This window comes from Buttiauxella selenatireducens (genome assembly GCF_031432975.1).
Classification (GTDB): Bacteria; Pseudomonadota; Gammaproteobacteria; order Enterobacterales; family Enterobacteriaceae; genus Buttiauxella; species Buttiauxella selenatireducens.
In genome coordinates this window covers 3,769,852-3,789,577 of record NZ_CP133838.1, presented here as the reverse complement: position 1 = coordinate 3,789,577, position 19,726 = coordinate 3,769,852, and the positions used below count along the sequence as shown (strand labels likewise).

General features: G+C 50.7%; 15 protein-coding genes. 6 read left to right on the top strand and 9 right to left on the bottom strand.

The features are described from left to right. Position 1: 1 nt before the first annotated feature. From glpC to glpA, 3 genes are read right to left on the bottom strand one after another with little or no spacing between them, the layout of a single operon-like run. The gene (gene glpC, locus RHD99_RS17435) at positions 2-1,201 is read right to left on the bottom strand and encodes an anaerobic glycerol-3-phosphate dehydrogenase subunit GlpC (RefSeq protein WP_309875546.1); all 1,200 of its coding nucleotides are present in this window, start codon (positions 1,199-1,201) and stop codon (positions 2-4) included. Then, complete coding sequence (glpB, locus tag RHD99_RS17430; protein ID WP_309875545.1) at positions 1,198-2,457, bottom strand: glycerol-3-phosphate dehydrogenase subunit GlpB; 1,260 nt, start codon at positions 2,455-2,457, stop codon at positions 1,198-1,200. Before glpB ends, glpC begins: the two co-directional genes overlap by 4 nt. After that, complete coding sequence (gene glpA, locus RHD99_RS17425; protein WP_309875543.1) at positions 2,454-4,085, bottom strand: anaerobic glycerol-3-phosphate dehydrogenase subunit A; 1,632 nt, start codon at positions 4,083-4,085, stop codon at positions 2,454-2,456. The genes glpB and glpA overlap by 4 nt, the downstream gene beginning before the upstream one ends. A 239-nt stretch (positions 4,086-4,324) precedes the next feature. Here glpA and glpT point away from each other — a divergent pair, with 239 nt between their 5' ends. Continuing rightward, complete coding sequence (gene glpT / locus RHD99_RS17420; protein WP_309875540.1) at positions 4,325-5,683, top strand: glycerol-3-phosphate transporter; 1,359 nt, start codon at positions 4,325-4,327, stop codon at positions 5,681-5,683. 30 nt (positions 5,684-5,713) lie between these two features. Here glpT and yfaE read toward each other — a convergent pair whose 3' ends face one another. The 4 genes from yfaE to ubiG all read right to left on the bottom strand — a co-directional run bounded on the left by yfaE (position 5,714) and on the right by ubiG (position 10,619). Beyond that, positions 5,714-5,968 carry a class I ribonucleotide reductase maintenance protein YfaE gene (yfaE, locus tag RHD99_RS17415; protein WP_183271080.1) on the bottom strand — a complete coding sequence of 85 codons (255 nt, stop codon included), beginning with the start codon at positions 5,966-5,968 and terminating at the stop codon, positions 5,714-5,716. Positions 5,969-5,971: 3 nt separating this feature from the next. Further along, complete coding sequence (gene nrdB / locus RHD99_RS17410; protein ID WP_183271079.1) at positions 5,972-7,102, bottom strand: class Ia ribonucleoside-diphosphate reductase subunit beta; 1,131 nt, start codon at positions 7,100-7,102, stop codon at positions 5,972-5,974. 156 nt (positions 7,103-7,258) lie between these two features. Then, positions 7,259-9,544 carry a class 1a ribonucleoside-diphosphate reductase subunit alpha gene (nrdA, locus tag RHD99_RS17405; RefSeq protein ID WP_309875537.1) on the bottom strand — a complete coding sequence of 762 codons (2,286 nt, stop codon included), beginning with the start codon at positions 9,542-9,544 and terminating at the stop codon, positions 7,259-7,261. A 355-nt stretch (positions 9,545-9,899) separates the two neighbouring features. After that, positions 9,900-10,619 (bottom strand): bifunctional 2-polyprenyl-6-hydroxyphenol methylase/3-demethylubiquinol 3-O-methyltransferase UbiG, encoded by a 720-nt coding sequence (gene ubiG / locus RHD99_RS17400; protein WP_309875535.1) that lies wholly within the window; start codon positions 10,617-10,619, stop codon positions 9,900-9,902. 159 nt (positions 10,620-10,778) lie between these two features. Here ubiG and gyrA point away from each other — a divergent pair, with 159 nt between their 5' ends. Then, entirely contained in the window at positions 10,779-13,427 is a 2,649-nt protein-coding gene (gene gyrA, locus RHD99_RS17395) for a DNA topoisomerase (ATP-hydrolyzing) subunit A (protein ID WP_309875533.1), read from the top strand. Positions 13,428-13,541: 114 nt separating this feature from the next. Next, positions 13,542-13,928, top strand: a complete 387-nt coding sequence (locus tag RHD99_RS17390; protein WP_183271075.1) for an ASCH domain-containing protein — start codon at positions 13,542-13,544, stop codon at positions 13,926-13,928. Positions 13,929-13,979: 51 nt separating this feature from the next. Here RHD99_RS17390 and RHD99_RS17385 read toward each other — a convergent pair whose 3' ends face one another. Continuing rightward, entirely contained in the window at positions 13,980-14,624 is a 645-nt protein-coding gene (locus RHD99_RS17385; protein WP_309875531.1) for a winged helix-turn-helix transcriptional regulator, read from the bottom strand. 74 nt (positions 14,625-14,698) lie between these two features. Continuing rightward, entirely contained in the window at positions 14,699-15,358 is a 660-nt protein-coding gene (locus tag RHD99_RS17380) for a winged helix-turn-helix transcriptional regulator (protein WP_183271073.1), read from the bottom strand. A gap of 401 nt (positions 15,359-15,759) precedes the next feature. Between RHD99_RS17380 and RHD99_RS17375 the strand changes: the two genes are divergently transcribed. The 3 genes from RHD99_RS17375 (at position 15,760) to RHD99_RS17365 (ending at position 19,715) form a co-directional block, all read left to right on the top strand. Next, complete coding sequence (locus RHD99_RS17375; protein WP_309875527.1) at positions 15,760-16,287, top strand: fimbrial protein; 528 nt, start codon at positions 15,760-15,762, stop codon at positions 16,285-16,287. A gap of 89 nt (positions 16,288-16,376) precedes the next feature. Continuing rightward, entirely contained in the window at positions 16,377-17,054 is a 678-nt protein-coding gene (locus tag RHD99_RS17370) for a fimbrial biogenesis chaperone (protein ID WP_309875525.1), read from the top strand. 87 nt (positions 17,055-17,141) lie between these two features. Beyond that, the gene (locus RHD99_RS17365) at positions 17,142-19,715 is read left to right on the top strand and encodes a fimbria/pilus outer membrane usher protein (RefSeq protein WP_309879198.1); all 2,574 of its coding nucleotides are present in this window, start codon (positions 17,142-17,144) and stop codon (positions 19,713-19,715) included. Positions 19,716-19,726: the final 11 nt, after the last annotated feature.

The following is a 19,726-nucleotide window of genomic DNA, read 5'->3' as shown; positions in this document are numbered from 1 at the left end:
ATTATGCGAGCGCCTGCGCTAACAGCGTAATCGGGTGCTCGCATTTTTTACTGGTGGACATCTCGATCTGCCATTTGCACGTTTCACAATCTGTCACCACCAAATCGACCCCGCTTTCTTCTATTTGCTGAAATAACGGCGCACCGATCTGTTGCGACGTTGAGTAGTTTTCCTTTTTAAATCCATAGGTTCCGGCAATACCGCAGCACTGAGACTCGAGTATAACGAGTTCGACACCTGGCAAGCGGCGCAGCAAATCGAGTGTGTATAACGACCAGCCCATTTTCTCCATATGACAAGGTGTGTGGTAGGCAATACGCAGCGGCATTGCTTTCAGTTTTAACTCGCGTCCTTTTTCCAGTTGCTTCCAGATAAACCGTGTTGCCAGTTCGATGTGATCACGCATTGGGCGGGTATCGACGTCCAGGACATGCGGGTATTCGTCGCGCAATGTAAACGTGCAGGTGGATGAAGTGGCAATCACAGGCAGCCCTTGCTCCAGCACCGCTTTGCTTAAAGACGCCGCATTTATGGCCGCCTGCTTTTTGGCTTTATCGATAAAACCGTTCGCAATCAACGGCACGCCACAGCATTTTTCTCGCTCCAGCAATTGCACGCCAAAGCCCATGGCATTCATCACGCGCACGACATCTTTGCCAAGCTGGGAGTGGTTGTAATTGACATAACAGCCGTGGAAAAAAGCGACTTGTTCAGCAAAGGCTTGTTGAGTCTTTGCCTGCTTGCGATACCACTGGCGAAAGGTGCCGGATGAGTATTTTGGCAAAGCTCGATGGCTGTCGATGCCGAGGGTTTTATCGAGCAAGTTTCTGACCGGCTTCAGTGACGTCGCGGTATTGACCAACGGTGCAAACGGGGTAGAGAGCGTGCCCATCAAATCGGTGTGGCTGAGAATCGCATCTCTTAAGTTGAACGATGTTTTACCGTGGCGGGCTTTCGCTCGCTGAATGATATCGCCAATTCTCACATCAGACGGACAGGCCACTTCGCAGCGTTTGCAGTTGGTACAGTATTTAAGCGCGTCGTCGTAAAGTGCGGCATCTTTGAGGCGCAGGCGCTCACCATCAGGGCCAGATTGCTTCGGGCCTGGATAATCGGGATTGACCCGGCTTACCGGACAAACGGTGGTGCACACGGTGCATTTAATGCAGTTTTCAAAACGGGTTTCATCGAGCAGACTCATGCGTTGCCCCCATGATTATCAATAATTTGCCGGGCGACATGCAGCGCGCCGGTCATTGAAACGCCCGCGCCGCAACCTTGCTGGATTGGGTCGAATCCGGCGAGTATCGAACCAATGGCGTAAAGGTTTTCGATACGCTGCCCGTTGAGCCGTGGCTGAAAATGTTCATCAACGATAACGCCTGCCTGCAAATAGGGTTGAGGGCTGAAAAAATCCTCTTTGCACCACGCGTCTCGCTGCTCGGGAGCGCGAATATCCAGACCGAAAATCGGTTCCCGTATTCCGCTAAATTTTGCTTCCAGGCCGTTGCTGAAAAAACTGCCGCTGGCAAGAATCACATTGTTTGATTGCAGCGGGACTTCAGCATGATTGCGCGTGAAAACCGCAGTGACCTTCTGCTGCTCTATTTGCGTTCTCAGCACGGCATCGCCTGGCATCATTATTCCGCCAAGTTGCAGGAAGCGGCGGCGTAATTGGTGGTGCATGCGCATTCCGAGCACCGAAGGAGGCAGAGTCGGTAACAAACGTAGCGGGCAGGGCAACTGGCGGCTGATTGCTTGCCAGGTCTGGGAATCTTCGCTCCCAAGGCATGCCGGTAAAAACAGGCCATCCGTGTTAATTGCCAGCGCTTTAAGCTCGTCAATCAACAAGCGTTGTTGCTCAGGCATATCCAGAACTCGGGCAATATTGGCGGCGCGGAATTCGCTGGGATTATTTCGCAACGTGTCCAGTGCAGGAAGGGTGAGCTCGGCTGTTCGTACCTCGATATGGTTTTCCGCAAGAGAACCGGCGACCAGTTCCGGCTGAAAATCCAGAAACCCCGCAATGCCAACGACGGTAATTCTCTTCCAACCAAGTGTTGCGGTGGGTATTTCTTCAGGGCTAAGCCAGGTGGCACGTTGCGTTCCCAGCGGGGTAATGCGCTGATGGTTTTGCTGATAAGACCCTTGCAGATTGAGATGACACCGGGCGAGCAGCGCCTCACTTTCAGCGGCGAAATGGCGGACGTTTTCCGCTCCCATCAAACTGTACGGGTGTTCTGGTGCCTGTTTATTCAGGGCTTCCAGTGCGTTTAACGGGGATGTTACGGGGGTACCGTCGGGGAGTTCCGCCAGCAAATCCAGCGAGCCGGATGAAAAATGCAAAGCACTTTGCCCACGGCTGATGATGGCACAACGCAGGCCTTCCTCCGCGAGGCGAATACCGCATACCAACCCGGCTAAACCACCGCCAATAATCAGACTATCGAATCTCATTGTGGTGTTCCCTTTTTCGATCCATTTTTCAGGCCGCACAATCCCTGGTAAACCCAGGCGGTAAATTCGCTTTCCCGCAGCGCATCATCCCAGGCGATGGGGCGAATGCCTTTCCAGCGTTCGTTGAGGAAAAGAGAGAGTTGATCGAGTGATTGTGCCGGTGAGGAGGTGCCAAAGCGTTGTAATAACCCCGCCGCACGGCAGGCGCATAGCTCTCCCTGGCAAGTGCCCATGCCCACACGAGTACGACGGCGTAAATCGCCAAGATTGCTGACGGACAGATGGTTAACCGCGTAATGAACTTCGCCCGCCGTCACCGCTTCACATTCGCACACCAGGCTGTTACTCAGGCGGTCGCCTGCCAGCAGTTTTCCTGCCCGATCGCCGTGACGCCACACGGCGCTTCGCCGGATAGTTGGCGGCAGCGAAATCACTTTACTGAGGGTCTCTTCCGATGAACTTTCTGAACCCGGAAGAGGAGCGGTTGCGGTAGTGCAGCTTTTGCTATTACCGAGTTTTTCACATACCGCGTTAGTCGCCCATTCTGCCATCAGGCGATAGGTCATCAGTTTGCCGCCAGTGATGGTGATGAAACCTTCCATCCCATCGCGTTTTGCGTGATCGAGCAGCACGATCCCACGGCTGACGTTTCGCCCGGTTGGGTCATCATCACTTGCCACCAGCGGGCGGACGCCAGCATAAGCACGCAAAATGCGGGTTGCGGCAAGCTTGGGTGACAGCTTTGAGCCTTCACGTATCAGAATATCGACCTCTTGCGGCGTGACGCGCATATTGTCGATTTGGTCATATTCGATAGGCGTTGAGGTGGTGCCAATCAGCGAAATGGTATCGCCGGGCACCAAAATATCGGCATCAGCAGGTTTCCGGCAGCGGTTGATCACCATGTTATTAATACGATGGCCGAGGATCAGCAGCGAGCCTTTTGCCGGGAGCATGCGAATGCTTAAATCAGCATATTCAGCAATGTGCTGCCCCCAGATCCCGGCAGCATTCACGACCATGCTTGCGTATAAATCGTGATGTTGTCGGGTCTGGTGGTTGTAAACGCGCACCCCGCATACCCTGTCCCCCTGGCGAATGAGGCCGGTGACCTCCTGGCCTGTCAAAATTTCGGCTCCGTGTTCGCGAGCATCCAGCATATTGGCAGCGGTCAGGCGGAAAGGGTCAACGGTGCCATCCGGTACGCGTACGGCACCAATAAGTTCAGGGTTTGCAGCAGGTTCCAGGCGTAAAGCGTCTTTAGGTTCGAGGCGTTCGGCGTCGATTCCTGCATTCTGACAGGCGGTAATAAAGGTTGTTTGTAACGATAAGTCATCTTCGGGAAGGGTGATAAACAAACCGTCTGAGCGTTCAATACAATGGCGAGCAATGCGTTTAAGGATGCGGTTTTCTTCAATACATTCTCTGGCTGATTCGCCGTCTGTCATGGCGTAGCGCGCGCCGCTATGAAGTAGACCGTGATTACGGCCTGTTGCGCCGGTTGCGATATCATGTCTTTCCAGCAGCACGGTTTGTAAACCACGCCGAGCGCAATCTCTGGCTATGCCCGCGCCGGTCGCACCTCCGCCAATAATAATCACATCCCACTCTTTGCATCCCGTCGCCATGCTCTTCTCCTGGAAAGATCCTCTTGCGTGCTATTCAGCCACAGTTAACTCTTTTAATGTTTGATATCGAGCAAATTCGAGCATAAATCGAAAGCAAAATGAGAGGTGATGCACTATTTCGATAATTTGTAATAAAAATGTAATATGTTGTGCGATGTTTCACACTAACTCACCGGGATAATCCTTAACATGCGCTCGCAAACGAAAATTGCCTGATAAAAACTGCCACGGAGGCATTCATGCTAAGCATTTTCAAACCTAGCCCGCACCAGTCACGACTGAAAAGCGAGCACATCGATCCGACTTATCGTCGTCTGCGCTGGCAGATATTCATGGGGATTTTCTTCGGTTATGCCGCGTACTATCTGGTGCGTAAAAACTTTACCCTTGCGATGCCGTATTTGGTGGAGCAGGGCTTCTCGCGTGGCGACCTGGGTTTTGCGCTGTCAGGGATCTCCATCGCGTACGGTTTCTCGAAATTTATCATGGGGTCGGTTTCTGACCGCTCCAATCCGCGTGTTTTCTTACCTGCTGGTTTGATTCTGGCTGCGGCCGTCATGCTGTTTATGGGCTTTGTGCCATGGGCGACATCCAGCATTGCTGTGATGTTTGTACTGCTGTTCTTATGCGGTTGGTTCCAGGGAATGGGGTGGCCTCCGTGCGGGCGTACCATGGTGCATTGGTGGTCTCAGAAAGAGCGTGGGGGAATTGTTTCCATCTGGAACTGCGCTCATAACGTCGGTGGTGGGTTACCTCCGCTGCTGTTCCTGTTGGGGATGGCGTGGTTTAACGACTGGCACGCAGCGCTGTATATGCCTGCTTTCGCCGCTATTCTGGTGGCATTGATTGCTTTTGCTTTAATGCGAGATACGCCGCAGTCTTGCGGGCTGCCGCCAATAGAAGAGTATAAAAACGATTACCCGGACGACTACAGCGAAAGCGCGGAAGAAGAACTGACCGCCAAACAGATCTTCATGCAGTACGTTTTCCCTAACCGCCTGCTGTGGTATATCGCGATTGCGAACGTTTTCGTTTATTTACTTCGTTACGGCATTCTCGACTGGTCGCCAACCTATCTGAAAGAAGTGAAACACTTCGCGCTGGATAAATCCTCCTGGGCCTACTTCCTTTATGAATATGCAGGGATTCCAGGAACGCTACTTTGCGGCTGGATGTCGGACAAAGTCTTCAGAGGCAACCGTGGTGCGACCGGCGTGTTCTTTATGATTCTGGTGACTATCGCCACGGTGGTGTACTGGCTAAATCCTCCGGGCAACCCAGGTGTAGATATGGCATGCATGATCATCATCGGCTTCCTGATTTATGGCCCGGTGATGTTAATCGGCCTGCACGCACTTGAGCTGGCACCGAAAAAAGCCGCAGGCACCGCGGCGGGCTTCACCGGATTGTTTGGCTATTTGGGCGGGTCGGTCGCCGCGAGCGCGATTGTGGGTTATACCGTGGATTTCTTCGGTTGGGACGGTGGCTTTATGGTGATGATTGGCGGCAGTGTGCTGGCTGTTGTGCTACTGCTGGTGGTGATGGTGGGAGAGAACAAACATCACCAACAAATGAAAGCCAGAGAGAGTTTACGTTAATAAATAAAAAACCTCCCGCGGGAGGTTTTTTTACATCTCGATTTCAATATCGCCCTGCGCTTTACAGCAGCAGGGCAGTATTTCGCCGGGTTGAATAAACGCTAACGGCTCGGTAAGCCACTTCACTTCTCCGGCAATTAAACGAGTACGGCAGGAGCCGCAATAACCTTCCCGGCACTGATACTCGACGGTGACCTGATGAGATTCAAGCGTCGCCAGCAGGGAAGGGTGTTCTTCCCCGCATAACAGTTGTGCGCCGGATTTGCGTAATGTAATGCGGCTCATGGCTTAAAGCTGGAAATTGCTCAGGTCGTCAGCATCGACATTCGAGTCAATCTGGCCAACAAGATAAGAACTCACTTCCACTTCTTGCGGCGCAACCTGTACGTTATCAGACACCAGCCAGGCATTGATCCATGGGATTGGGTTTGAACGCGTTTTGAATGGCAGATCCAGGCCGACAGCCTGCATACGAATATTCGTAATGTAATCAACATACTGGCAGAGAATATCTTTGTTCAGGCCGATCATTGAACCGTCGCGGAACAGATAGCTGGCCCACTCTTTTTCTTGCTCAGCGGCCAGCACGAACAGGTCATAGCATTCCTGGCGGCATTCTTGTGCAATTTCGGCCATTTCAGGATCGTCTTCACCGGAGCGCATCAGGTTCAGCATGTGCTGAGTACCAGTCAGGTGCAGCGCTTCGTCGCGGGCAATCAGTTTGATGATTTTCGCGTTGCCTTCCATCAGTTCGCGCTCGGCGAAAGCGAAAGAACAGGCGAAGCTCACGTAGAAACGAATCGCTTCCAGCGCGTTCACGCTCATCAGGCAGATATAAAGCTGTTTCTTCAGCGCGCGCAGATTTACGGTCACGGTTTTGCCGTTGACGTTGTGCGTGCCTTCACCCAGCAAATGCCAGTAGCTGGTCATCTCAATCAGCGTGTCGTAGTAACCGGAGATATCTTTCGCGCGCTTTAAGATTTCTTCGTTGGTCACGATATCGTCAAACACAATCGCCGGATCGTTAACAATGTTACGGATGATGTGGGTGTAAGAGCGCGAGTGGATGGTTTCGGAGAACGCCCACGTTTCAACCCAGGTTTCCAGCTCAGGAATAGAGATAAGCGGCAGCAAAGCGACGTTCGGGCTGCGTCCCTGAATGGAGTCCAGCAGCGTCTGGTATTTCAGGTTGCTGATGAAAATGTGTTTCTCGTGATCGGGCAGAGCCTGATAGTCAATGCGGTCACGGGAGACGTCCACTTCTTCCGGGCGCCAGAAGAAGGAAAGTTGCTTTTCAATCAGCTTTTCGAAGATGTCATATTTTTGCTGATCGTAGCGTGCAACGTTAACCGACTGGCCAAAGAACATCGGTTCCGCGAGCTGATCGTTTTTCGTCTGTGAAAAAGTGGTGTAAGCCATGAATTTGAGTCCTGTGGTATCGATTTCCCCTCACCCCGGCCCTCTCCCTAAGGGAGAGGGGGGAAAGAGAGTTCCCTCACCCCGGCCCCTCACTGAGGGTGAGGGGGGAAGAGAGTTCCCTCTCCTGGGGAGAGGGTTAGGGTGAGGGGGCTAAGATTAGATCTTACATGCGCCGCTTTCGCAGCCGTCGTCCTGGATAGAAGGCGCCAGGTCGTCTTGCGCATCTTCCGCGCCGTCACGGGTGTTCTGATAGTAAAGCGTTTTGACACCGAATTTATAGGCGGTGAGCAAATCTTTGAGCAACTGTTGCATCGGCACTTTGCCTGACGGGAAGCGCGTTGGGTCGTAGTTGGTATTTGCAGAGATCGACTGGTCGATAAATTTCTGCATCAAACCGACTAATTGCAGGTAACCGTCATTGTTTGGCAGTTCCCACAGCAGCTCATAGTTGTCTTTCAGCGTTTCGTAATCTGGCACAACCTGGCGCAGGATACCGTCTTTCGACGCTTTAATGCTGATATGGCCGCGCGGTGGCTCGATACCATTGGTCGCGTTGGAAATTTGCGACGAGGTTTCAGACGGCATCAACGCAGAAAGCGTGGAGTTACGCAGGCCGTGAGTTTTAATGGATTCACGCAGCGATTCCCAGTCCAGATGCAGCGGTTCGTTGCTGATGACATCCAGGTCTTTCTTGTAAGTGTCGATAGGCAGAATGCCTTTAGCGTAAGTGGTTTCGTTGAACCACAGGCAAGGGCCTTGCTCTTTCGCCAACTCGTTCGACGCTTTCAGCAGGTAATACTGAATCGCTTCGAAGGTTTTGTGCGTCAGGTTGTTCGCGCTGCCGTCGGAGTAACGAACGCCATGTTTCGCCAGGTAGTAAGCGAAGTTGATGACGCCCACACCCAGAGTACGACGGCCCATTGCACCACGTTTTGCGGCAATGATTGGGTAGTCCTGGTAGTCCAACAGCGCATCCAACGCACGCACCGCCAGAATAGCCAGCTCTTCCAGCTCATCCAGACTTTCGATTGCGCCAAGGTTAAATGCAGACAACGTACACAGTGCGATTTCACCGTCTTCGTCGTTGATGTCATTCATTGGTTTGGTCGGCAGCGCAATTTCCAGACACAGGTTGGACTGGCGAACAGGCGCGATAGCCGGATCAAACGGGCTGTGGGTGTTGCAGTGGTCAACGTTCTGGATATAGATACGGCCAGTAGATGCACGTTCCTGCATCATCAGCGAGAACAGCTCAACGGCTTTCACACGTTGTTTACGGATGCTGTCGTCTTTTTCGTATTGAGTGTACAGCTGCTCAAACTTTTCCTGATCGGCAAAGAAGGCGTCATACAGGCCTGGGACGTCAGACGGGCTGAACAGGGTGATGTCTTCGCCTTTCAGCAAACGGGTGTACATCAGTTTGTTGATTTGTACGCCGTAATCCATGTGACGAACGCGGTTGCCTTCAACGCCACGGTTGTTTTTCAGCACCAACAGGCTTTCAACTTCCAGATGCCACATCGGGTAGAACAACGTTGCAGCACCACCACGCACACCGCCCTGAGAGCAGGATTTCACTGCGGTCTGGAAGTGTTTGTAGAACGGAATACAACCGGTATGGAACGCTTCACCGCCGCGAATTGGGCTACCCAGCGCACGAATACGACCGGCGTTAATGCCGATACCCGCACGTTGGGAAACGTATTTCACAATCGCGCTGGAGGTGGCGTTGATGGAGTCCAGGCTGTCGCCACACTCAATCAGAACGCAGGAGCTGAACTGACGAGTCGGGGTGCGCACGCCAGACATAATCGGCGTAGGCAGAGAAATTTTGAAGGTGGAAACGGCGTCGTAAAAACGCTTCACGTAGCTCAGGCGAGTTTCACGCGGGTAGCCGGAGAACAGGCACGCGGCAACCAGGATATAGAGGAACTGTGCGCTCTCGTAGATTTCACCCGTGACGCGGTTTTGAACCAGGTACTTGCCTTCAAGCTGTTTAACCGCGGCGTAAGAGAAGCTCATATCGCGATCATGGTCGAGATAATCGTCCATCTGCTTGAACTCTTCTTCCGTGTAGTCTTCCAGCAGATGTTGATCGTATTTGCCCATCTCAACCATTTTCACGACATGGTTGTAAAGTTTTGGCGGCTCGAACTCGCCGTACGCTTTTTTACGCAGATGGAAAACAGCCAGACGCGCGGCCAGGTACTGATAATCCGGCGCTTCACGAGAAATCAAATCTGCCGCCGCTTTGATGATCGTTTCATGAATGTCAGAGGTTTTGATGCCGTCATAAAACTGGATGTGCGAGCGCAGTTCAACTTGCGATACGGATACGTTATTCAGACCTTCAGCGGCCCAATCCAGAACTCGGTGGATTTTATCCAGATCGATGCGCTCAGTGCGACCGTCACGTTTTGTAACCAGCAGACTCTGATTCATGTGAGTTTGTACCTGTCCGTGAAATGAAAAATGCCCCGTTTATCCACAGCTGGCCTCTTGTGGCTAACCTTGTGGATAAATACTATATGTAGGGGGTTATGGATTACTTGATCACTATATGGTGAGTATTCTAGTAACTAATCGGTTGAGAACAAGTATTGATTTAACCGAAAAATTGGTGTTGTGACAGGCGAGATTTCGCTAAGTCCACGCCACGTAAGGCTTGTGACAATTGTCAATGGGATGCAAAAAAAATGATATTTTTGATCGGGTGCTGATTTCTTAAACGTGATCCATAACTGCGCGGTTTGATACCGCGCAATTTCTATCGTTTTAACGTATTGCTGAACTTGATTTAACCCTGGGTGTGCAACATGTAGTTAACGTCAACACCTGGTGCAAGTTTGAACGTGTTCGTCAGGGGATTAAAGTGCAACCCGGTCATGTGGCGTTCACGTAGCTGAGTTTCATCGACCCACGCCAGCAATTCAGCCGGTTTGATGAATTTTTTAACATCATGCGTGCCTTTTGGCACCATGCGCAGAATGTACTCCGCACCGACTACGGCCATCAGCCACGATTTGCCATTACGATTAAGCGTGGAGAAAAAGACATGACCGCCAGGCTTCACCAATTTTGCGCAGGCACGCACGACTGATTTTGGATCGGGCACATGCTCCAGCATTTCCATACAGGTGACAACGTCATATTTACCGGCAAACTTATCTGCGTGTTGTTCAACGGTTTCCTGAACGTAATCCACCTGAATGCCGCTTTCTAACGCATGAAGTTTAGCGACCTGAAGCGGCTCGAAGCCCATATCGAGCCCGGTGACTGTTGCGCCTTCACGAGCCATGCTTTCTGCCAAAATACCGCCACCGCAGCCGACATCAAGCACCGTTTTGCCGAACAATCCGCCAGAACGTTGGTTGATATAGCCCAAACGCAGCGGGTTAATGCGGTGCAGCGGTTTAAATTCGCCTTCTAAATCCCACCAGCGCGAGGCAACGGCTTCAAATTTTGCGATTTCATCATGGTCGACGTTGTGGATGACGGGTTGGTCTTCGGCATTCATAGGGCTACTCACTCCTTACTCGTTTCGTGGCGGGAGTATATCAGTCAACGTCTGTGAATAAAGCATTCTGCAAATGTGTTCTGGTTTCCCCACTGAGCGCCGCTTGTGTTATAATTTGCGACCTTTGAATCCGGGACACAGTAGAGGGATAGCGGATACATGAGCGACCTTGCCAGAGAAATTACACCGGTCAACATTGAGGAAGAGCTTAAGAGCTCCTATCTGGATTACGCGATGTCGGTTATTGTCGGCCGCGCACTGCCAGATGTCCGCGATGGACTCAAGCCGGTACACCGTCGCGTACTTTACGCCATGAACGTATTGGGCAATGACTGGAATAAAGCCTATAAAAAATCTGCCCGTGTTGTTGGTGACGTAATCGGTAAATACCACCCTCATGGTGATACGGCTGTTTATGACACCATCGTACGTATGGCGCAGCCATTCTCTTTGCGTTACATGCTGGTCGACGGCCAGGGTAACTTCGGTTCAGTAGACGGCGACTCCGCCGCAGCGATGCGTTATACGGAAATCCGTATGTCGAAAATCGCCCACGAACTCATGGCCGATCTGGAAAAAGATACGGTCGATTTTGTCGATAACTACGACGGTACCGAACGTATTCCTGATGTGATGCCGACCAAGATCCCTAACCTGTTGGTTAACGGTTCTTCCGGTATTGCAGTAGGTATGGCGACGAATATTCCGCCACACAACATCACTGAAGTTATCAACGGCTGCCTCGCTTTTATCGAAGACGAAGACATCTCCGTTGAAGGGCTGATGGAATACATCCCAGGTCCGGATTTCCCGACTGCCGCTATCATCAATGGCCGCCGTGGTATCGAAGAAGCGTACCGCACAGGTCGTGGCAAGATTTATATCCGCGCACGCGCGGAAGTCGAAGCGGACGCCAAAACCGGCCGTGAGACTATCATCGTTCATGAAATTCCATACCAGGTGAACAAAGCTCGCCTGATTGAGAAAATCGCTGAGCTGGTGAAAGACAAACGCGTTGAGGGCATCAGTGCTCTGCGTGATGAGTCTGATAAAGACGGGATGCGCATTGTTATCGAAATCAAACGCGATGCAGTGGGCGAAGTGGTTCTGAACAACCTCTATTCCCAGACTCAGCTTCAGACTTCCTTCGGTATCAACATGGTTGCGCTGCATCAGGGCCAGCCGAAGATCATGAACCTGAAAGACATTCTTTCTGCGTTCGTGCGTCACCGTCGTGAAGTTGTAACGCGTCGTACTATTTTCGAACTGCGAAAAGCGCGTGACCGTGCACACATCCTTGAAGGTTTGGCGATTGCGCTGGCTAACATCGACCCGATTATCGAGTTGATTCGTCACTCTCCAAATGCGGCTGAAGCGAAAGCAGGCCTGATCGCGCGTTCATGGGATCTGGGCAACGTTGCCGCGATGCTTGAGCGTGCCGGTGATGACGCTGCGCGTCCTGAGTGGCTGGAGCCAGAGTTTGGTATTCGTGATGGTCAATATTTCCTGACCGAGCAACAAGCTCAGGCAATTCTGGATCTGCGTTTGCAGAAACTGACCGGCCTTGAGCACGAAAAACTGCTCGACGAATACAAAGAGCTGCTGGAGCAGATCGCTGAGTTGCTGCACATTCTGGGCAGCGCTGAACGTTTGATGGAAGTGATCACCGAAGAGCTGGTTGCGATGCGCGATCAGTTTGGCGATAAGCGCCGGACTGAAATTACTGCGAACACCTCTGATATCAACATTGAAGATTTGATCAACCGCGAAGATGTGGTTGTGACGCTGTCCCATCAGGGCTATGTGAAGTATCAGCCGCTTACCGACTACGAAGCACAACGTCGTGGTGGTAAAGGTAAGTCCGCAGCACGCATTAAAGAAGAAGATTTCATCGACCGTCTGTTGGTTGCCAATACGCACGATACCATTCTGCTGTTCTCCAGCCGTGGTCGTTTGTACTGGATGAAGGTTTATCAGTTGCCGGAAGCGAGCCGTGGTGCGCGTGGCCGTCCAATTGTGAACCTGTTGCCGCTGGAACCGAACGAACGTATCACTGCTATCTTGCCAGTACGTGAGTATGCCGAAGGCGTTAACGTGTTTATGGCGACCGCGAGCGGCACCGTGAAGAAAACTGCGTTGACTGACTTCAGCCGTCCACGTTCTGCAGGCATCATCGCCGTTAACCTGAACGAAGGTGACGAACTGATTGGTGTTGATCTGACTGACGGTAGCAATGAAGCGATGTTGTTCTCGGCTGCGGGTAAAGTGGTGCGCTTCAAAGAAGACGCCGTTCGTACCATGGGCCGTACGGCAACAGGTGTGCGCGGTATCAAACTTGCAGGCGAAGACAAAGTCGTTTCCCTGATCATTCCACGCGGTGAAGGTTCTATCCTGACTGTGACGCAGAATGGTTACGGTAAGCGTACTGCTGCTGATGAGTATCCGACCAAGTCACGTGCGACTCAGGGCGTTATCTCCATCAAAGTGACCGAGCGTAACGGCAGTGTCGTTGGCGCGGTACAGGTTGAAGATACCGACCAGATTATGATGATTACCGATGCTGGTACTCTGGTTCGTACTCGCGTTTCTGAAGTCAGTGTCGTTGGCCGTAACACCCAGGGCGTTATCCTTATCCGTACTGCGGATGATGAAAACGTAGTGGGTCTGCAACGTGTTGCAGAACCGGTTGACGAAGAAGAGCTGGATGCAATCGACGGCACCGTTGCTGAAGGTGATGACGACATCGCACCAGAAGCAGAAAGTGAAGACGCAGCAGACGATAATACCGACGACGAAGCGGACGAATAATCTGAATTTTGTTGGTTGAATTGTGAAGTCTCTTAAACGCCTGGTGCAAGAAATTGCATCGGGCGTTTTATATTTTATTATCAGTTGATGGTTCGAATAAAAGGTACGGTAACAATGTCTATTCCTGAAAAGTATGAAGATGTAGAACGCTGGGCATTCGGTGACACTGAGCGTCAGGCGGATGAACTGGCCAAACTGGTGCTGGACGGCGTGAAAACAGCCACCTGCGCTAACCTGGATGGTGAGGGTATCGCGCAGCCTGGTGATATCTTTGTGGTTGTGGATGGCAAGAATAAGCCGGTTTGCGCGATAGAACTGACCACCACGGAAATGACCACTTTTGATCAGGTGGGCGAAGCCCATGCTCTGGCTGAAGGGGAAGGTGATAAAACCCTGGCTTACTGGCGCAACGAGCATAAACGCTTTTTTGAAGAGTACGATCTGTTCTCACCGGATATGACACTGGTGTTAATGCACTTTAAGGTTATCGAAAAGTTCTGACGGTGGTGACAGGCGGGGAGAGGGCGAACCTGTCCCTTCTTCGACCGTGGGTTAGTACTTGTGTGGTAGCTTATTGATGTGGATAAGCCGTCCCTCGTCCATCACTATAAACTCTCCTTTTTTCAGCTCGGCGAGAATTTTCATCACCGAACTTCGGGATAACCGGGTTCGTTGCAAAATATAATTCGCCGCAGTGATGTCGTTCCTGATATCTGAATCTTCATCCATCAGTGCCAACAGCTGAAAGCGGATCACTTCGTATGCCGTTGGCGGCGTCATGATGATGCTATACACCAGAACATTATTGGCAACCTTCGTTATATGGGCAGAGAGCAACTGCCAGAGATCGAGTTGCCCAATCAATTTCAGGACCTGCTCAGAAGTCAGTGACGCAATGGAACATTCGCTGACCGTTTCGATATAGAGCCCCGCATTTTTGGGTACTAATGAACCGACCCCCATGATATTAGGGATCGGTACTGAAGCTATGACGATCTCATCACTGTCACGGCGGACCCTAACCTTCCCGGATCGTACAACCGTACACATAGGGATATCATCGATGATGTAAGGGAATTTGCTTTGGGGCGGCACGATTTCAAACGTAAGATGCGGGCTGAGTTTTTCGACTAAATCAAGAGTCGCCTGCACCTGTATCATCGAAGGAGAAGGGCCGGAAAGTAGCTCTTTGCTCATTATTCATGTCATCGTCATAGGTTATTATTTTTAGTCTAGCATATGACTGGATCGACAATGACCCATACTGACCATCAATATTTCAAAGGGATATGATTAATGTATACCAGCATTCCTTTGTCCGTAACAATGTAATCCCCCTTCTTAAGTTCGGCCAATATTTTCATGATGCTACTGCGGGAGAGGAACGTCCGATCTTGCACGTATTTGGCGATCGTCACAGAGCGGCGAACGCTCTCCGTTTCACTCATGAGCTCATAAATCTGGTAGCGAATCACATCATACGAAGTAAGAGCCGATATTTTAGTGCAGTGATCGTAAACCCGTGTTGCGGTGTAAATCAGCAGGTATGCCAAATTTTTCCACAGATTGTGTTCTTCAATAATTTCATTTGCCCGGTCAATGGATAGCATACTGATCTCAGCGGCATCATGGACACGGATGTAAAGGTAGTCGGCATGCGTTAGCTGTGTGCTCATGCCGAAAACATACGGGGCTGACTCGGTATTTAGCACCATGCCATCCACCATTCTATAAAGTGAAACGCTGCCTTTATGTAATAGAAAACATTGACGTACCTTATTTGTGTTGTAGTTAATAATTTGGTCGTTATATGTTTTAATATTGTTAAGTTCGGGATTTAAATGCATCATTAACCGTTCAATATCAGCGGTAGGTTTCATGCTTTCCAGTTCAGGATTTGCGGTGAAAAAAGGTTTTATATATTTAGTCATTACTTATGGCCTGCGATGTTTTTATTTGGTGAAGCCTGGCTCCTGGTATGGATGCAGGAATTATGGTGAATATTCCTGGAAGTGTGAACGAATGTTACGGTGTAAAAATACACCGAAAAAAATCTTGAATGGATATTAGTTTTTGAGGAAACTTGTTTCAGCAAAAGGGTAATGAACATTTCCGGCAAGAAATAATGTATTAAGAAAGCTTTTTACGTATTTATTTACGTGGAAGTTGTTTTATTTTTACTTAATGAAATGCCCGGGCGTGAAGGATATTATTCTAATGCTCTATTTATCTACCAAGCATATTCCGTCAATGGACTCTTTCTTTTAATTAAGATGAGGGATTCGACTATCTAATTCTGACGGAATTCAAGAAAACATTTAAGGACTTAAATATGAAAAAAAATATTATTGCTTCTGCTTTCGCTGTTGCTGCTGTGCTGTCTGCTTCTTCAGCTTTTGCCGCAGGTGGCCAGGTTGATTTCAAGGGTGAAATCATCGATGCGGGTTGTGAAGTTGTCAACACGCCTTCAGCTCCACTGGATGTGACTCTGGGTCAGGTTATGAAAACTGAATTTACTGGTGCAGGCTCTACTGCTGCAGCAACCGACTTCACTCTGGTTCTGAAAAACTGCCCGGATACCGTTCACAACGCAATGGTTAAATTTGACGGCACCAATGTTACCGGTGACACCAGCGTTCTGGCTCTGACCCCAGAAAGCGGCGTTGCTACTGGCGTAGGCATTCAGCTGGCTGACGATGCTAACACCGTACTGCCGCTGTTTACTGCTTCTAAAGCATACCCGCTGTCCAGCACTGCTGATAATAAACTGAAATTCGTGGCTCGTTATATCGCGACTTCTGACACTGTTTCTGTCGGCCCTGCGAACTCCACGGCTAACTTCTCTGTAACTTACAACTAAGTCATTTATGGCTAATTAGTAAGCCAGTACTTAATGAAGGCCGGGTCATTACGATCGGCCTTTCTTCATATTTTCTTTTGAGGTTATTAATGAAAATTGTTTCTGGTGCTCTTTTTCTTTCTTTATTGCTCGCAACGGCATCCACTTATGCAGGTGTGGTCGTCGGCGGTACGCGCGTTATTTATGATGGTGGCAAGAAGGAGTCTTCACTCAGCGTCAACAACCCCGACAACGTCTCTTATTTAATCCAGTCGTGGATTGATACCGGCGAGAATGGCACTGAGAAAGCCCCTTTCATGGTGACGCCTCCGCTGTTTCGTCTTGATGGAAGCAAAAGCAACGTATTACGTATTGTCCGTGCTGGTGGAAATTTGGCTACCGATCGTGAATCCCTTTATTGGATGAATATTAAGGCCATTCCTTCTGTTGAGCAGGACAATTCTAAAAACACTCTGCAAATAGCCGTTAAGACACGTATCAAATTGATATATCGTCCGCAGGGGCTAAAAGGGGTTCCTGAAGAAAGTGCAGAGAAATTAGTCTGGAAACGTAACGGTAATAGTCTGAGTGTGACTAATCCCACCCCGTTTTATATGAATTTCCAGGAAGTGAAAGTCGGCGGTAAAGAAGTCGCGGATGTCACTTATGTTGCACCGCAAAGCAGCGCGACCTTTAAGTTGCTATCCGGCGTAACAGCAGGAACGGTCACCTGGAAAATCATCAGTGACTTCGGTGGTATTGGTGAAGAGCACCGTGCCGCTCTGTGATCCGACGTTGCTTAAAGTCAGTCTCGATAAAAATAATTTTAAAAGAGTCAGGAAAATTTATTGTCTCGTTGGCAATGGAGCTTAATGATGTATAGCCATGAAAAACAGATCAATACCAGGGATAGATTACGAGTCAGTAGACTGGCGTGGTTAATTGCCAGCCAGCTGGCGATTTGCGGTTTTTCACCTGTTACCAATGCCCGTGAATATTTCAACCCTGCGTTACTGGAATTAGATAATCCAGGCCAGGGGAGTTCAGATCTGTCTGTTTTTGAGGAAGGGGCGGGTCAGGCGCCGGGAACTTATCACGTCGATATCTATGTCAATGATCAGGAATATGACACGCGCGATATAGAGTTTAAGATGCTGAAAGATGGCGCAGGCAAAGAGAGTCTGCAACCTTGCCTCAGCGTTGCACAATTGCAGGATATGGGCATTAAAACCGCGCTTTTCCCTGAGTTAGGGGATAACAGTGCGGAATGCGCAAGTCTCAGCGCGATCCCCCAGGCCAGCGCGGAGTTTCGCTTCTCTCAGCAACAGCTTCTGCTAAGCATCCCGCAGGCAGCCATTGAGCAGAAAGCGCGCGGATACGTTCCGGAAAAATTGTGGGATAACGGTATTCCGGCTTTTCTTCTCAATTACAGCCTGAGTGCCTCAAACAACTATTCGCGCAGTAACACAGGGGAGGATGGTAATAGCCAATATGCCAACCTGCGTCCGGGGATTAATATCGGGCCGTGGCGTTTACGCAATTACTCGACCTGGAACCGCGACAGTAACGGGCAAGACAAGTGGAATTCTGTTTATACCTACGCACAGCGCAGTATCAATGCTCTGAAAAGTCAGCTGACATTGGGTGACAGTTCTTCTCCATCAGACGTGTTTGACAGCGTGCCGTTTCGCGGGGCGCAGTTGGCCTCCGATGATGAGATGATGCCGGACAGCCTCAAAGGCTATGCACCCGTGGTCCGCGGGATCGCTCGCACCAACGCGCAGGTGATTATCCGCCAGAACGGTTACATCATTTATCAAAGCTATGTTTCACCGGGTGCTTTTGAAATCAATGATATGTACCCGACGGGCAGCTCCGGCGATCTTTACGTCACTATTAAAGAAGCGGATGGCAGCGAGCAGGTGCTGGTAGTACCTTTCGCCTCGCTCCCGGTTTTACAGCGTGAAGGGCGGTTAAAGTTTGCGGTCACCGGTGGTCAGTATCGTTCTTATGACAATCAGGTTGATGACACGCCTTTCGCACAAGGTACGGCGATTTACGGTCTGCCTCACGGGTTCACGCTGTATGGCGGCGGGCAGGGGTCGGATAAATATCGTTCCGTCGCGCTTGGCTTAGGTAAAAACCTCGGGGATTTCGGCGCGTTGTCGACCGATGTGACCCAGGCCTGGTCTTCGATGAAGGATATGCCGGAAGACTCCGGCCAGTCGTGGCGGGTGCGTTACAGTAAAAATATTGTCCAGACCGGCACTAACTTCGCCATTGCAGGCTATCGCTATTCGACTGACGGCTACTACAGCCTGCAAGAAGTGATGGATACCTGGCGGTCTGACAACCTGAACACGCAGGTAGATCGACGCCGTAACCGCAGCGAAATGACGATCAGCCAGAATCTCTGGGAGAATGCCGGATCGCTATCACTGAGCTGGGTCTCAGAAGACTACTGGAGCAGCAACCGAACTCTGCGCTCGATAGGCGGCGGCTACAATAATGCCTGGAACGGCATCAGTTATGGTCTCAACTACAGCTACAACGAAAACTCGCGTGGTAGCGGTGACGGCAGTAATTCGGGGAAAGTCTACGATCGCGATCAGATATTCAGTCTGAATATCAGTATCCCGCTTGACCAGTTTTTGCCGCGTACTTACGCCAGCTATAACCTGAACACCAGCAAGAGCGGCAACACCACTCAGACCGTGGGTCTGAATGGCACCACGCTCGCTGATAACAACCTAAGCTGGAGTGTGCAGGAAGGTTACGGCAGCCAGGGCGCAGGGAATACCGGTAACCTTAATGCAGATTATCGCGGCACCTACGCGGAATTGACTGCGGGCTATGCCTATGACCAAAATACTCAGCGTGTGAACTATGGCGTGCAGGGCGGAGTCCTGGTACATGAGGACGGCGTGACTTTTGGGCAGCCACTGGGCGAAACCGTGGCCCTGGTGAAGGCTCCGGGAGCCAGCGGCGTCGGCATCAGTAACCAGACGGGCGTGAAAACGGACTGGCGGGGTTATGCCATCGTGCCTTACACCAGCCCATACCGCAGAAATCAGGTTCAGCTGAACACCGAAACCCTGCCAGAAAACGTGGATCTGGAACTGACCAACCAGAACGTGGTGCCAACGCGCGGAGCCGTCGTGCGTGCCAGCTTTGTCGCCAATGTTGGTCAACGCGCAATGATGACGTTGCTGCGTATGAACGGCGTGCCTGTTCCATTCGGGGCCATAGTGACAAATATGTCCGAGCAAAATGCGCAAAGTTTCATTGTGGGTGATAACGGGCAAGTCTATTTAACCGGTTTGGCCGATCAAGGAACGCTACTGGCGAAATGGGGGAGCACTCCGGATCAACAGTGCCAAATACATTATGTCTTGCCAGAAAAAGCGTCTGAAGATGGCATTGTTATTTCTACCGGGCAGTGCCGCTAATTTTTTATTGG